Below are 14994 nucleotides of genomic sequence, written 5' to 3'. Positions count from 1 at the left end.
TATCCTCTTGGGTAGTATAAGAGAACGAAAACTCACGAGAGTCTAAGGATTGGGCGTTGACAACTAGTAGTCTGTTTTGTGAATTGGGGTAAACGAAGAGTGTAGCATAGCAGGTCGTTGTTGGTTGTTGGTTGTTGGTTATTTGTTGAGAGCTATAGCAGTAGCCACAAATGTTAGGACATTAACGGGAGTTCCCCATTCCCCATTCCCTGTTCCCGACTTTCAAGACAGGTCTATTCTCTGTCTGTTGCCCTTTGCCACTGAACAAAAAGCGGCAAAATTATCTACGAAGCACTCAAACCGACTTGATATGTTGTGCTTTTTCCAGGAGAGATTCGGCAAATGTCATCGCTTCTTGAGCCGACTGTCCACCCGCAAGTTGAGCAATTTCATCGCGACGATGGGAGAGATTGTCGAGAAGGCTGACTCGGACAACGGTACGAATGTCAGGAAGTTCTAATGGGAGTTGCTCTTCCACTTCAGGACTGGCTTTGCCGTTACCATTACCTTTACTGGAGGCGCGTTTTTTCGAGGTGAGTACAAGCGGTTGGTCAATGACCTGTTTATCGACTCGGAAGTGCCGATCTGCCATCGCGGCAATTAAGGGTTGGTGAGTGACACAGAGGACTTGATGTTGATGACTGAGTTGGTTTAGCTTTTGGGCGATCGCTTGTGCGACGCGACCGGAAACTCCCACATCAATTTCATCAAAAATCAGGGTTCCCCATGCGCCCGTAGTATTTGAGAAACAAGCCTTTAACGCTAGCAAAAAGCGGCTCATTTCTCCACCCGAAGCGGTTGCAGAAAGGGGTTGTAGAGGTTCTCCAGGGTTAGGAGAGAAGTAAAAGGTGACTTGGTCACCACCCGCACCCGAAGGCGGCATTGGTGCGATCGCAACTTGAAACTTCACCTTTTCCATTGCCAGTGGCCTTAGTTCCTCGACCAAGCGTTTTTCCAATTTTTCAGCTGCCGTGCGGCGTAACTGCGTTAGCTGGGTACATTCACGAGTTAAGCTTTCCTGACATAGCGAATAGGTGGCTTCTAGATCTTCTAGCGATTGACCTTCACCACCGAGTTCTGCCAGTTCCGCCTGGAGTTTCTCATAGTGTGCGATCGCATCGGCAAGGGTTGGGCCATATTTACGGCAAATTTGTTTAAGTGCCTGAATTCGATCTTCTACTTCTTGTAAACGTTGGGGATCAGTTTCCAGTCCATCCCCATAAGCATTAATTTCATGACTGGCTTCTACTACCTGCGCCAGTGCGGCACTAACCATGTCCAGCACTGATTGCAATTGGCTGTCGTAGCGCACCATATCACTCAAGTTGGCTTCCGCTTCTGCCAATAAATCAGCACACGCCGACGCTCCCCCGTCATTTTGATAGAGTGCTTGATACACCAAGTAACTCTGCTGCTGAAGTTCGACAACATGGCTCAAACGCTGGCGTTCTTGTTCAAGATGTTCCAGTTCATCGGGATCATTCAGGTGAACAGTACTCAGTTCTTGAGTTTGGTATTCTAACCAATCGAGTCGTTGCAAGCGTTGTTGCTCAGATTGCCGCCGCTTCTCCAAGGCTTTCGAGGCTTCTTGGCTAGCCATATAGGCTGAGGCAACGCGATCGCGTTGCTGGATGAGGGAAGAACCGCCGTAAAGGTCAAGTAGTCCTCGTTGGAGTGCAGGTGCCATGAGTTGCACAGTTTGACCTTGAGCGGTGATTTCTACCAAACGCTCACGTAGCCTTTCCATCAACTGGCGGTTGACCAATACACCATTGACTCGCGATCGCGATCGGAGGCTTCCTTGATTAACGGCAATCTCCCGGCTACAAACTAAATCCGCTTCATCTAGCAAGTCAATCTCCTGCTCACTCAACCAGGCAATCAACGCAGAATCAGCCCGAAACGTGGCTTCTACCGAGGCGCGTTCTGTTCCACTCCGAATCAGCCGATTGCTGACTTTGCCACCCAAAGCGACATCAATCGCGTCCAAAATAATCGACTTTCCAGCACCCGTTTCGCCAGTTAGGACATTCAGACCAACCCCAAATTCTAGTTCTAGTTTGTCGATTAAGGCAAAGTTATGAATTCGTAAAGAAAGTAGCATGGCAATTTAGACATTTATGTGAGGCGGACGGGTCAGAACTAACGAATCTAGAATTTGACAAATAGCCGTTTGAGCCAACTCTTGCCAATCTTTGTAATCAGTAAATAGAGTGAGCGGGATACAAAATTCACCTAGAGGGAAGAGGCGATCGACATCAACTTAAGTAAATATTTATAGGAAATAGTGGCAGTTGAGCCAATGAGAGTTGTAGTTGCTACCAAAAACCAGTGTAGATTTAGTGTCAAGATGTTGAACGCCAGAGTGACTCGTTCTGCTCAATGGTAAAAGCAAGGAACTGGAAGTCGTCCCAACGAAGGTAAATCGGGTTTTATAGTGCCCATAACAGTTATTGTTACAATACTTTACAGAGTCGCTCCTGTCGGTCCCTAACCAATATGAATGTTAAAACAGTTTCCCCTGCCTCCCCTGAAATAGACTCAAGAGCCGTGGTGGAAGAGTCGAGCCAGGTGCAAAGGCAAGCAGAATCGATGACGTATGAAGCAAAGCTCCCAGTTAACGGGAGCGTTGTGCCAGATGCGATCGCCGTTGAGTATGAGTTAAGCCCGACATCGGTGCCAGCCGAAGCGTCAGTGGAGACAGTACCTGTCTTGCAGACAGAAGTACTGCGTTATGACCCTGTCGCAATTATGGCGAAGTACCGTAAGGCACCGTTCCAAGTCTTAGGGCGCTTTCTCAACATTGTCTTACCATCAATTGGCTTTGCCCTGAATCTATGGCTGGATGGCGTTTTAGGTCGCACTGAGCGAAATCAGCGGCATCGAGCGATTCAACTACGGAAAATCTTAACCAAATTGGGGCCCGCTTACATTAAAGTCGGTCAGGCACTCTCAACACGACCGGACTTAGTCCCAACCGTCTTCTTGGAAGAGTTGACACTGCTACAAGATCAATTGCCACCCTTTCCCAATGAACTGGCGTACCAATTTATAGAAGAAGAATTAGGCGGTCGCCCTGATCAGATTTATGCTGAACTTACCCCTCAACCTGTAGCTGCCGCTTCGCTTGGACAAGTCTATAAAGGCAAGCTCAAGACAGGTGAAACAGTAGCCGTAAAGGTGCAACGACCAGGACTTGCTCGTCGTATCGCCCTAGATGTCTACATCCTGCGTAGCCTAGCTATTTGGGTACAAAAGAACTTCAAGCAGGTGCGTAGCGACTTGGTGGCAATTATGGATGAATTTGCCACCCGCATCTTTGAAGAAATGGACTACACCCTAGAAGGACGTAATGCTGAGCGTTTTTCCAAGCTTTACGGTCACCTCGAAGATATTTACGTGCCGCGAATCTACTGGGAATATACAGGACGGCGTGTCCTGACAATGGAGTGGATAACGGGCGTAAAGCTGACCAATATGGTAGCAATTAAGGAGCAAGGGATTGATGCAAGGCATCTAATCAATATGGGGGTGCAGTGTTCCTTGCGGCAGTTGTTAGAACATGGATTCTTCCACGCTGATCCTCATCCTGGTAATCTACTGGCAACACCTGAGGGGAAGCTAGCTTACCTTGACTTTGGCATGATGAGCGAAGTTAAGCCATACCAACGCTACGGTTTGATTGAGGCGGTTGTCCATTTAGTCAATCGTGACTTTGCCGGCTTGGCACGCGACTACGTGAATCTGGAATTTCTAACCCCAGATACCGATTTGACACCAATCATTCCCGCCCTGGCAAATGTCTTTAGTGATGCTTTGGGAGCAAGTGTTGCGGAACTCAACTTTAAGAGCATTACTGACCAGTTGTCGGCGTTGATGTACGAGTATCCCTTCCGAGTCCCTGCCTACTATGCACTGATTATTCGTTCCTTGGTCACCTTAGAAGGGATTGCAATTAATGTCGATCCGGAATTCAAGGTACTCTCGAAAGCTTATCCCTACGTGGCTAAACGCCTGTTGACTGACCCTTCACCACAATTACGTGCTTCATTGAAGGACTTGCTCTTTAAAGATGGTCGTTTCCGCTGGAACCGTCTAGAGAATTTGTTACGGAATGCTGGCAGCAGTTCCGATTACGACCTCAATCAAGTACTGAATCAGACGCTAGAGTTTCTCTTCTCTGAACGCGGTGCGTTTATCCGAGAGCAGTTGGTGGAGGAAGTTGTGAAGGCGATCGATACCTACGGGCGTCGGACATTGGATAATGTTTCCTACTCCCTACGTGAACGTTTGGGATTGGCACAGAAGCGTACAACCGTGACAACTGTAGAGGAAGCGCAGAGTGCGGAGCATATCAAGCGGATTTGGGAGATTTTGAAAGAAACTCCTGGCTTTGACCCGATGCAGCTAGTACCCGTAATTCCTCAACTGCTAATGAAGCCAGAAACTCAGCGGATGGGGCAAAAAATTGCGGGTGGTTTAGCGCAACGAGTGATTGCGCGGATGATTCGCGAGGCTTTACTCAAGGATGCCGCTCAAGATGCTGCAAAAAATGGTAGCAAGCCGAAGACTGCCCCAGCCCCGAAGTTAATTTTGCCGCCTGCGGCTGTGATTTAGGAATCTAGCTGTAAGGGCAGGAGACTAGGGTTAGTGGGGATTGAAGGATGAACTACCGCCAGTGCCTTACGGCGTAGGCGGTTTCTGGCTTCAAGGGGGAAGCCGGAGGGACGGAGGTTTCTCCGACTATCATCCCCAAAGCGTGCCGTTGTTGCTAAACTCGCGACGCTTCGATAAACCCGCCTTCATGACTAATAGGGATTTCTCGTCGGCTCTTGTTAATTGCTATCTTTAGTAATCAAGACCCAACCGATCGCAGTAGCAATTTTTTGACCTGGCTCTAAATCCAACTGGTTGAAAGTATTGATGTCCAGTAATAAATAGGGTTGTTTATCTTGCTCCCAATGCTGTTTGAGTTCAGAATTGGAGGCAGGAATAACTTGGCGATCGCTATAAAATTTGAGTGCAGGACGTTCTGAAGGGAAGGATGCATAAATGAGCTGACTCTCAGGTGTGCGAAGCCTGAGTATTGCCCCAATATCTGTAACCGGATAGGCAGCTTTTAATTGCCACACCCAATAGGGAGAAGTCATAAAAAGCAGCAGCGAGATATACGTGCCCCAGAACAAAATTAATATAAATTGCAGGTCACGTCGTGCTACTAAGACTGCCGCCATTGCCATTGTCAAGGCTAGTGAGGCAAAAATGACGGCTAAAGAGCGATCGCTACTTCCCCGAATCCCAAAGTAAATACTAATTCCGACCGCACCAAGAGCCAAGAGCATCAAGCCCAAACTCCATATTCGGGGATATGATTTGCGACTTGGCCAATTCCAGACTTCAGCCAGTTGAGCGCCACCAGCTAGGGCTAATGCCGGGTAAATCGGTAAACTATACCAGGGCAGTTTAATCAACGTTAGTGTGATCGCAAAAACATAAACACTAGTCCAAATCAGCACCAGTTTTGCCCAGCCCCAATTGCGATGTTCCCAAGCCAACCGTAACCCATAAGGCCAAAACAGTAACCATGGGGCGGAGAATAGTAAAGTTTCCCCTAAGTCGTACCAGGGAGCGCTACTTTGCCCCTCTATAGGTGACAAAAGGCGCTGTAGAGATTGGCTGTCAATGCCTATCGTCAGAAAACTCTCTCCGTATTGCAGCAGTCCCCCCGCATACCAAGCTGCTACAGGTACACTGCCAAGGAGCAAGCCCAACCACCAATAACCCGACTTAAGCAGTCTAGGAGTATCCCAACAAAGAAACAAGAGTGCGATCGCAAGGATTAAAAGCCCAAGTAAGATTCCTTTGGTAAAGCAAATTAAGCTTAAGCCAATACCCGCGCCGAGTGAAGTGCGAAAGTCACGACGCGATCGCAAAATGCACCACATCATCAACAGTACAAAACACAGGGCTGTTCCATCTGCGATCGCAAAGCGCCCAGTACAAGCCAGTGGTAAGAAGGTGAGATAAATTAAACCAGAAAAAATTGCGCTCTGACGCGAGGGGAAGAGTTCTCGACCAATACTATACAGGAGTGGTACTGAAAAAGCGCTCAGAATCGCCCCAGGTAAGCGTGTCGTCCACTCATTAAAACCACCAAGCTTGTATGCCCCAGCAATCAAAGAAGGGAGCAAGGGTGCCTCTTCTAGATAAGGTTTACCATCAAGCTTTGGATAAAGCCATTGCCAAGACTCCATCGATACCGTAGCAATTTCACGAGCAACCAGCGCAATTGTTCCTTCGCGCCAATCTTGCAATGGTACAGTAGCTAAATTAACACTAAACAAGAGCAACGCTGCCAGAAGTAATCCCAACAGCCACAGCCCCTCAATCCAACGTTCCGTTCTGCGAATTTTACTCCCTGAGAGTCCCCAGGTAAAAGTTTGACGTTCCATCTTTACCAACAATTCCGATTGTTGCTCGTTGCCAGTTCACAACAGCGTGCTAATCCGATCTGCTACTCATCTTTAAAGTTGTTCGCAGCAGCGGTACGCTTTTCAAAGGTGACTTTCCAATTATGTATGAGAAATTCATTGACTAAGGTGCGGTCGAGTCCCGATTACGGGGTAATTATGCAGCTTTCGCATTCTTCTTAGTGTTTCCTGGAAATTGTGAACTACCAATTACATCAATTACACACAAGCCAATTTTCCTGTTCTTAGCGAGTTCTACCAGCTAACACCTCTTTTGAGGGGCTGGTTGAAACCCAGATGCTAAAATACCCAGCATGATTCATGATTTAATTTCGTTTTCAAAATTTTATTTTGAAATTTTTTTTGTAGATCATCACAATGAACCAAGCTAGTTTATTAACAGATGCAGGGTTACTTTCAGGCTTATTAAGCTTGAACTCCTACCAGACATGACTAGTAATGTACTAACGCTAGTTTCTCCACCTGGTGGTATCAATACCTGGAAGTCTTGAAAGATTTACGCTATCTATGAAGCATCTCACACGTTTCGAGTTAACAGATTATTTGCCTTCGTTCAACTTGCTTAACAACCCCCTCAGGTTCCTAAACACAGAACATCAAGCCTCTAGACCTGAGTGGATCACCTGCGACACTTACGCATATGGAAGGATCATTTGAATTAACCCTACAGATGGTCATCACCGTCCTCGCCGGGATTAGTGCCCAGGTAATCGCTGAATACTTCAAAGTTCCCAGTATCGTCTTCCTGCTAATATTTGGGATACTCTTGGGACCCGATGGCTTTGGTTTATTGCACCCCCAGGCACTGGGAGTCGGACTGGAAGTGATTGTTGCCCTCTCTGTTGCCGTCATTTTGTTTGAAGGAGGGCTAAACCTAGAACTGCGAGAATTAGGGAAAGTTTCTGGTAGTCTCAGGAACTTGGTTACCCTAGGCACGCTGATTACGCTGCTAGGGGGTGGGATGGCAGCCCACTGGTTGGGTGAATTTCCTTGGCCAATTGCCTTTCTTTATGCAGCGTTAGTCGTTGTCACCGGTCCAACTGTCATTGGTCCTCTGCTAAAACAGGTGCAAGTTGATCGGCAGGTGGCAACGATTTTGGAAGGAGAAGGCGTTTTAGTTGACCCAGTAGGGGCGATTCTTGCTGTTGTCGTGCTTGATACGATTGTGAACAGCCATGTTAGTCTTTCAGATTCCATTATTGGTCTAACTCTCCGCCTTGGTATTGGTGGGGCAATTGGTGCCGTTGGTGGTTGGTTACTGGGCTTGATTCTCAAACGTGCCGACTTTATTTCAGAAGAACTCAAAAACCTGGTCGTGCTGGCAGGACTATGGGGTTTGTTTGGCTTGGCGCAAATGATTCGTAGCGAATCTGGACTGATGGCAACAGTTATTGCGGGGCTTGTTGTTGGCTCCTCTGCCCTACCTGAAGAACGCTTGCTACGGCGCTTCAAAGGGCAATTAACAGTCCTTGGTGTCTCAGTGTTGTTCATTCTGCTCTCAGCAGACTTGTCAATTGCCAGTATCTTTGCCTTGGGCTGGGGTAGCCTTTTCACAGTTTTAGTGCTGATGTTTGTGGTGCGTCCCATCAGTATTGCCTTATGTACCTGGAACAGTGGGCTGAATTGGCGACAGAAGTTGTTTTTGTCCTGGGTTGCCCCTAAAGGAATTGTCAGCGCTTCTGTTGCTTCCTTGTTTGCCATTCTCCTCACTGAACGGGGGATTAATGGGGGAGACTCGATTAAGGCGCTGGTTTTCCTGACCATTATGCTGACCGTTTTTTTGCAAGGACTAACCGCTCGCTGGGTTGCCAACTGGTTACAAATTAATCGGAGCGCTGGAGCCACGGGTGCCGTTATTATCGGTTGTAATCCCTTAAGTCGTCTGATTGGCCGTCTGTTTCAGGAGCGAGGAGAATCTGTGGTACTCATCGACACTGATCCGGAAGCGTGCGAAAAAGCGGAGCAAGAAAATTTGCGCGTGTTCCAAAGTAGTGGTTTAGATATCGACGTTCTCGAAGAGGCAGGGCTTGACTCTATGGGAACGTTCTTGGCAATGACCAATAATGGTGAAGTGAACCTGGTTTTAGCTCAACGAGCAGTTGAAGAGTTTCAGCCACCACGAGTTTTAGCCGTGTTTTCTCGTGACCCCCAAGCAAATCCAACGAACAACAAAACTAAAGTTAATCAGGCTTTTGTTCCCCAACTCCCGATCAAATCCTGGAACCAGTACCTCAATGAGGGGCAAGTGAAGCTAGGCAAAACGGCACTCAAAGAACCAGAATTTGCCTTTCAACGGGCGCATTTAAAAGCCTTAATTCGCTCTGGAGAACTTCTGCCCTTACTGGTGGAACGAGAGGCTAATTTTCAGATTGTATCCGCCTCTGAGGATTGGCAGCCGGGAGACCAAATTATCTACCTGCTGCACGATCCTAGACCAAAACTCCTAAAGCGCTTATCCGGTGCGAGTCCTTCATCTCGATTGGCATTAGAGAGGCTACCGGAAGTGGAGGAGGTGCCTATTTCTGCGCCTGTCTCAGCAACGGCTATTGAGGAAGTGTTGCAGCCACCTACTCCGAGTTAACCCATCTAGATGTAGCTCTGGCTCATGTATTTGAGCCGAAGTCTACCCTGAATACAGGCAATATTCAGAATGAGAGGACGGTAGAAAATTTGGAGACGGTTTGAGGCTAAACTTACCTACCCGAACTCCTAGTTACAACTGATTTTTCTGGTTCGGACACTTCGGAAACTGAAAAGATTTCTGCTAAGTCTACTTTGGAGAGGCTTGGCTTCCCATTCTTGCAGCAGTAGTCCACCAAGATGGATAACGGCAAGCGCGATCGCTCTTAAAGAATTGTAAGCACCGCCCGCCGTCGGCTCATAATAAAAAGCAATCAGAATCCCAGCATGGCATTGCCCTTGAAGCGTAGGTAATTAGAGGGAGTGGGAATTTGGAATTGGGAATTGGTGTGATAGAGCAGAAATCACTATCCCCGTAGAATCTTCCCCTGCTTCCTCTACTTCCCCTACGTCATGCTAAATAACGCACCCAAGCCTCCATTGCTTCAGGTGAACCATACCAAATGCCTGCTCTTCTAGGTGAATGCAGCACTCCGTCCAGGGTGAGATTCGTTGCCCCAACCAAATGAGCGGCTTCAATCGGCGTTATCCCATCTCCCCAACAGTTACCGTTTCCGCAAGTGAGCTTATAACTGCTGTAAGCTAACCAACGTCCTAAGCGTCGTTCACCATAGATTGCCTTACCTGCGACACAAACGTAGCGAACATCTGGGTAAAAAGCACCTGGATAATTGATTTTCACAAAATCTAGATTGCGTTTTGTCCAACGCTCTTGACTAATATGGGGTGTTCCTAAGGTTACCAGCGTTGTCACGTAAGGGTAAGCGTGCCATAAACCTGCTGACTCTGTAACATCGTTGTGGATGTCGTAGGGCTTTTCTCCTAGGTAAATCCGCGCAATCCAGCCACCTGCTGAGTGACCAATTAGGTTGACCTTAGGAGCGTTGTATTGCTCACGCAGTTGCTTGACGGTTTGGTCAATTTTCCGCAAAATTGGTACCATTGAGCGACCCCCGACCGTTGGAAACCAATCCTGCTGCCGTAAGGGTACGGTAACAGTAGGGAACCCTAATTTTTGTAGAGATTGTTCTAAGAGACGATACTCAATCGCCCCTGCAAAATAGCCTGGTAGAATGACAGTCGGCAATGGCATTTTGGATTTAGATTCTGGATTGACAGTCCGAAGCTGCTAATTATTAAACCAAATTTATAAAGTGACGATCGCGCAAGTTGGCACCCTCTACGGTATTAGTGTTGGGCCAGGTGACTCTGAATTGATTACCCTCAAAGGGCTGCGTCTCCTGAAGCAATCACCTGTAGTAGCTTTTCCGGCTGGAGTTCATGGTAAACCAGGTATAGCGCAGCAGATTGTGGAAGAATGGTTGGGGAAAGAGCAGGTGCAGTTGGCATTGAGCTTTCCTTATGTGCAGGATATTGCCCTACTGACTCAAGCATGGCAAGTCGCAGCCGAGCAAGTTTGGCAACATCTTCAGCGCGGTCAAGATGTGGCGTTTGTCTGTGAAGGGGATGTCAGTTTTTACAGCACATTTACTTACTTAGCCGAGACACTACAACAGTTATATCCTGAGTGTAATGTCCAGACAGTACCAGGAGTCTGTTCTCCGATGGCAGCCGCATCAGCGTTAAAAATGCCCTTGACGGTGCGTGACCAACGTCTCGTGGTGCTTCCGGCTCTCTATAATGTGGGGGAACTGGAAACAATTTTGGCTTGGGCAGATGTTGTGGTACTCATGAAGGTGAGTTCGGTCTATGAAGAGGTTTGGAAGGTGCTACATCGGCATGGGTTGCTGGAAACTGCGTTTATTGTGGAGCGAGCTACACGACCAGAGCAAGTGATTTATCAAGATTTACGCGATCGCCCTACCCTAAAACTGCCTTATTTTTCCCTGCTTATTGTAAAAATTGCCCAAGGCGATCGTTAAATTAAATCAAGCCAAGTGATTTGACGGAACTTCTGAGACTTCAGTCTGAGTCTGCCAGCTTTATGCGACCAACTCAAAAACTGTCAACTTAACTCTCCTGTTTTAAAAGAACTCTCGTCTATCATTAAAAATCAACTGGCGATCCAAGCTGATACATCTTTAAACTGTCTGAACCTAATAGTCTGCTCTTGATGCAGCGGAGTGAACTGTACTTGCTATGTCTTACGCTTCCTTTACTAAAAGCTTCCCTAACCTAATAAAAAGCGTCCCTGAAAAACTGAGTCAACCGACGAGTATTGCTGTGATGGCATCTATCGGTATCCATGTAGTAGTGGGACTATCACTTCCTTATTTACCGAGTTTCTCCCGTGAAAAGTCACCGTCACGACGAACTGTTCAACTGACGCAATTAAGCCCACAAGAACAGAGTCGTTTACCCCAGCTTTCGCCACCTCCGCTACCACCAGCGGTTTCTACTCAAATCCAACCGCTAGAATCCTTACCGCCAACTCTATCTTCCTTACCACCTCTTCCTAAAGATTCGTCTCTCTACAACTTCCCGCTAAGCTCTTTACCCTCAACCTCCCCACGGTCAACCTCCCGCTCATCAACAAGCAATAGGTTTTCTTTTTCACCGCTACCATCATTCAGCCGACAGCCAAGCCGCATAAAGTTTCCTGTTCGTAATAGTCCTATATGGACTAGGACTAACCGAGCCACGTCACTGCCAGTAACTCCTATCCAACCACGCTCATTGCCCGGTGGTCTTCCTGCTGCTCCCCTACCACCATTCCCAAGTTTTCCTGATACAACAACGGCTACACCACCAGTGTTCCTGCCGACTACACCCACGCCACCACCACCTCAACCGCCCACCTCTCAACAACCTATACCCCAACCGTCTTCAACACCCACTAGCCCAACGCAAACAACTGTGGCGGCTAATGGCCCTACACCACCAGCACCTTCCAACACTCCAGCAACACAAACACCTGGAACATCACGGACGCAAACACTAATCGCCCAGCGGGTGCAAGACATTCGGCAGATCCAGCAGAGCCTCAGACCGGACAGTAGTAATACCACGTCGGCTGAAGCCATGAGAAATGATGTTGCTTCACGGGCAAAGGTGCAGCAGGCAGAGCCGGAAATCCAACGTCGCGAGGGGACTTATCCCAAAGCCGCCTGCTTGAAGCAGCTAGAAGGCACGGCTGTCCATAATGTTTTGGTAGATGCTAGTGGGAAAACAGCACAGATAGACTTAATTCGGAGTGCAGGTTACCAGATTTTCAATCAGCAAGCTAGCCAGGAAATTAGTTCCCGCAGTTTCAGAAATGTAACGGGTGCGCCAAAGCTTTACCAGGTGTATACCAGCTTTGAATACAGCAAAGAAATTTGCCCAGCTTTGAGGTCTACTGAACGTTCAAATGAGCGGCAGAATTCCCCTGAGCCTCAAAACTCACCTAGACCCGAAAACTCAAATGAGCGGCAAAATTCCCCTGAGCCTCAAAACTCACCTAAGCCCGAAAACTCAAATGAGCGACAGAATTCCCCTGAGCCTCAAAACTCACCTAGACCCGAAAACCCAAATGAGCGACAGAATTCCCCTGAGCCTCAAAACTCACCTAGACCCGAAAACTCACCTGACGAGTGAGATTAGGAACTTCCAACTGAAAAACCTCTAATTACCAATGAGAGAAGTCAGTCGAGAAGCCTGCTCCGGCTCATTGGTAGACGAGACACCTAGCTCACAAGATTGGATAATGGAGCCTTGGTGTTTTGCTTCTCTTGTCTATCCTTAGTCTATGCCTGAATCTTCTTTCACAAATCAGCTAGTTGCCTCAGCGGAGCGTTTATTTGGGTTACTCGATCGCTTTTCCCAAGCACGGGTGTTGGTTGTTGGTGACTTGACTCTCGATGAATTTCTAACAGGTCAAGTCGAGCGCATTTCCAGAGAGGCTCCTGTGTTAATTATCCGCCATGAAACCACTAGACAAACGCCTGGGGGTGGAGCAAATGCTGTCTATAACCTTGCGAAGCTAGGCGCGAAGGTGAAAGTTGCCGGATTGGTTGGGAAGGATAGCCAAGGCGAAGTTCTGCGGCAAATTTTTGAAGTGGCTGGCATTGATACTAGGGCAATCTTAATTGACCCAGACCGACCAACGGTAACTAAAACTCGAATTGCTGGTCATGCACGTCAGTCAGTAACTCAGCAGATTGTGCGGGTAGATCGGAAATCGGATGATTTGCCAGACTCAGATGTGCAGTTACAGCTAGCGGATGAGATTCGACAGCAGTTGGATACAGTCGATGCGGTGGTTTGTTCTGATTATGGGGATGGTGTCCTCACCGCACCAGTCATAGAAGCGGCGTTGTCACACCCTCTGACAGTGGTCGATGCTCAAAAGAATTTGGGACGCTATCGCACTGCTGGGGTATTTACGCCAAATCTACCGGAGGCGGAGCAAGCCGTAGGATATGCGATTAAAAATCCTCAAACTCTTACAAAAGCGGGTCAAGATTTATTAGCACTGACGCAGGCTCAACAAATTCTAATTACTCGTGGCGATGAGGGAATGAGTCTATTTGACCGCAGTGGTGCTGAGCATCACATTCCAGCGTTCAATCGTACTGATGTTTTTGATGTTACGGGTGCTGGAGATACTGTTGTGGCAGCGCTGACCTTGAGTTTGTGCATGGGAGCGTCGTTTTGGGAAGCGGCAGTTTTGGGCAATTTAGCGGCAAGTATTGTTGTACGTCAATTTGGTACAGCAACAACAAGTATTGATGAGATGAAAACGGCGTTGCAGACGTTGCTGGAAGAGTTTGAGGGGAAGGGGGAGTAAGCTGTCACACATCTAAATTGCCTGTTGAAACTTCAGGAGAGATGGGGAAGGTGGGGAAGAAAGTACTCCCCTATATCCTTCATATCCCTTAACTCAGTGCCATTTGGCTTAACTTGGTCAGGACGTATTATTTTTTGGAGGTTGCGATCGCAACTACTCCATATACAGGTATTCCTGCTTTTCGGAAGGCTTGAGCGGCTGAGCAGACGGTTGCTCCTGTCGTGTAGATATCATCGACTAATAGTACAGGTGCGCTTGGTGGATGTTGGGCTAAGCGTTTATCAATTACAAAGGCATCCGCAAGGTTTTGCTCTCGCTCTTTGACAGATAAACCAAACTGCGCCTCGGTGGAACGAACTCGTTCTAAACCCTGTGGTTGCTCTTTGTAACCAGTGAATTGGCAAAAGCTTTGGGCAACCAGTTCTGCTTGGTTGTAGCCGCGTTGTTGTAGCTTGGTTGGGTGCAGGGGAATTGGAACTACTGTCAACTTTTTTACCTGGGTAGCGGCGGGTGATTTGAGCCATGCTTGCCCTAGCCAGTGACCTAATGGACGTGCTAGTTGAGGTTGGTTGTTGTATTTTAGGGAAGCGATCGCTTGTTTCAAGGTACCGCTATAACTTCCCCAGACAAAGACTGGTAATTCACCTTGCCACAAGTTGCTTGGTGTTTTAAGCTGACAGCGTAGCAATTGCCGCTGACAGTATTCACACACTTCGATGTCTGCGGGGCGATCGCATAGGGGACAATTGGACTTCAGAAAAAGAGCCAGTAGACCATTTTTGAGTTTCTGAATTCCAGTTGCCATAATTCTTTGGTTGGAGGTTAGCCAACTTTAATTTAACGGATGGCAAGGGATGAGCGATCGCAATTTTTCCTGGCGACTTCACAGTTGGGTGCGCGAGTGGGTGGGTGTTTTTCATCGCACACTGCAATTTAGGACGGTATTCTTGATTAGACAAGGGTTTGAAGTCTCTCGCCTCATTTTTAGATTCGCGCAACTTCCAAAAGTATTGGTATGGCTAGCTTTGCGACGATTTAGACACTCTGGGTCTTGCCTGAACTATCAGCTTGACTGCTATATATAGAATTTTCATTTGAGATGTAAACAAACAAAAAGAAGACAATGATAAAATT

9 protein-coding genes are annotated in these 14994 nt (G+C 47.6%); 5 read left to right on the top strand and 4 right to left on the bottom strand.

The window, feature by feature from the left end; translation table 11 throughout:
* Positions 1-295: 295 nt before the first annotated feature.
* Positions 296-2104 carry a DNA repair protein RecN gene (gene recN, locus AC5JL3_RS03335; protein WP_496073133.1) on the bottom strand — a complete coding sequence of 603 codons (1809 nt, stop codon included), beginning with the start codon at positions 2102-2104 and terminating at the stop codon, positions 296-298.
* Positions 2105-2592: 488 nt separating this feature from the next.
* Between recN and AC5JL3_RS03330 the strand changes: the two genes are divergently transcribed.
* Positions 2593-4617, top strand: a complete 2025-nt coding sequence (locus AC5JL3_RS03330; protein WP_496073206.1) for an ABC1 kinase family protein — start codon at positions 2593-2595, stop codon at positions 4615-4617.
* 218 nt (positions 4618-4835) lie between these two features.
* Here the strand turns inward: AC5JL3_RS03330 and AC5JL3_RS03325 are convergent, their stop codons facing one another.
* Complete coding sequence (locus AC5JL3_RS03325) at positions 4836-6452, bottom strand: ArnT family glycosyltransferase (protein ID WP_496073132.1); 1617 nt, start codon at positions 6450-6452, stop codon at positions 4836-4838.
* Positions 6453-7131: 679 nt separating this feature from the next.
* On the opposite strand from AC5JL3_RS03325, the gene AC5JL3_RS03320 reads away from it, so the two are divergent.
* The gene (locus tag AC5JL3_RS03320) at positions 7132-9072 is read left to right on the top strand and encodes a cation:proton antiporter (RefSeq protein WP_496073131.1); all 1941 of its coding nucleotides are present in this window, start codon (positions 7132-7134) and stop codon (positions 9070-9072) included.
* 450 nt (positions 9073-9522) lie between these two features.
* Here AC5JL3_RS03320 and AC5JL3_RS03315 read toward each other — a convergent pair whose 3' ends face one another.
* Entirely contained in the window at positions 9523-10224 is a 702-nt protein-coding gene (locus tag AC5JL3_RS03315) for an esterase/lipase family protein (RefSeq protein WP_496073130.1), read from the bottom strand.
* A 61-nt stretch (positions 10225-10285) separates the two neighbouring features.
* Between AC5JL3_RS03315 and AC5JL3_RS03310 the strand changes: the two genes are divergently transcribed.
* The 3 genes from AC5JL3_RS03310 (at position 10286) to rfaE1 (ending at position 13860) form a co-directional block, all read left to right on the top strand.
* Positions 10286-11014 carry a precorrin-2 C(20)-methyltransferase gene (locus AC5JL3_RS03310; RefSeq protein WP_496073129.1) on the top strand — a complete coding sequence of 243 codons (729 nt, stop codon included), beginning with the start codon at positions 10286-10288 and terminating at the stop codon, positions 11012-11014.
* Between the two features lie 217 nt (positions 11015-11231).
* Positions 11232-12668: an energy transducer TonB gene (locus tag AC5JL3_RS03305; RefSeq protein ID WP_496073128.1), complete on the top strand. Its 1437-nt coding sequence runs from the start codon at positions 11232-11234 to the stop codon at positions 12666-12668.
* A 151-nt stretch (positions 12669-12819) separates the two neighbouring features.
* On the top strand, positions 12820-13860 hold the full coding sequence (rfaE1, locus tag AC5JL3_RS03300) for a D-glycero-beta-D-manno-heptose-7-phosphate kinase (protein ID WP_496073127.1): 1041 nt from the start codon (positions 12820-12822) through the stop codon (positions 13858-13860).
* 127 nt (positions 13861-13987) lie between these two features.
* Here the strand turns inward: rfaE1 and AC5JL3_RS03295 are convergent, their stop codons facing one another.
* Positions 13988-14665, bottom strand: a complete 678-nt coding sequence (locus AC5JL3_RS03295; protein WP_496073126.1) for a ComF family protein — start codon at positions 14663-14665, stop codon at positions 13988-13990.
* Positions 14666-14994 lie beyond the last annotated feature (329 nt).

The organism is Symplocastrum torsivum (assembly GCF_059505465.1).
Note: the sequence above shows the minus strand (reverse complement) of the source record. Positions and strands in the feature narration are given on the sequence as shown.

What these genes read in the sequence shown, in the direction of transcription:
- recN (WP_496073133.1), bottom strand. Translation starts at nt 2,104, where the DNA reads ATGCTACTTTCTTTACGAATTCATAACTTTGCCTTAATCGACAAACTA.
- AC5JL3_RS03330 (WP_496073206.1), top strand. Translation starts at nt 2,593, where the DNA reads ATGACGTATGAAGCAAAGCTCCCAGTTAACGGGAGCGTTGTGCCAGAT.
- AC5JL3_RS03325 (WP_496073132.1), bottom strand. Translation starts at nt 6,452, where the DNA reads ATGGAACGTCAAACTTTTACCTGGGGACTCTCAGGGAGTAAAATTCGC.
- AC5JL3_RS03320 (WP_496073131.1), top strand. Translation starts at nt 7,132, where the DNA reads ATGGAAGGATCATTTGAATTAACCCTACAGATGGTCATCACCGTCCTC.
- AC5JL3_RS03315 (WP_496073130.1), bottom strand. Translation starts at nt 10,224, where the DNA reads ATGCCATTGCCGACTGTCATTCTACCAGGCTATTTTGCAGGGGCGATT.
- AC5JL3_RS03305 (WP_496073128.1), top strand. Translation starts at nt 11,232, where the DNA reads ATGTCTTACGCTTCCTTTACTAAAAGCTTCCCTAACCTAATAAAAAGC.
- rfaE1 (WP_496073127.1), top strand. Translation starts at nt 12,820, where the DNA reads ATGCCTGAATCTTCTTTCACAAATCAGCTAGTTGCCTCAGCGGAGCGT.
- AC5JL3_RS03295 (WP_496073126.1), bottom strand. Translation starts at nt 14,665, where the DNA reads ATGGCAACTGGAATTCAGAAACTCAAAAATGGTCTACTGGCTCTTTTT.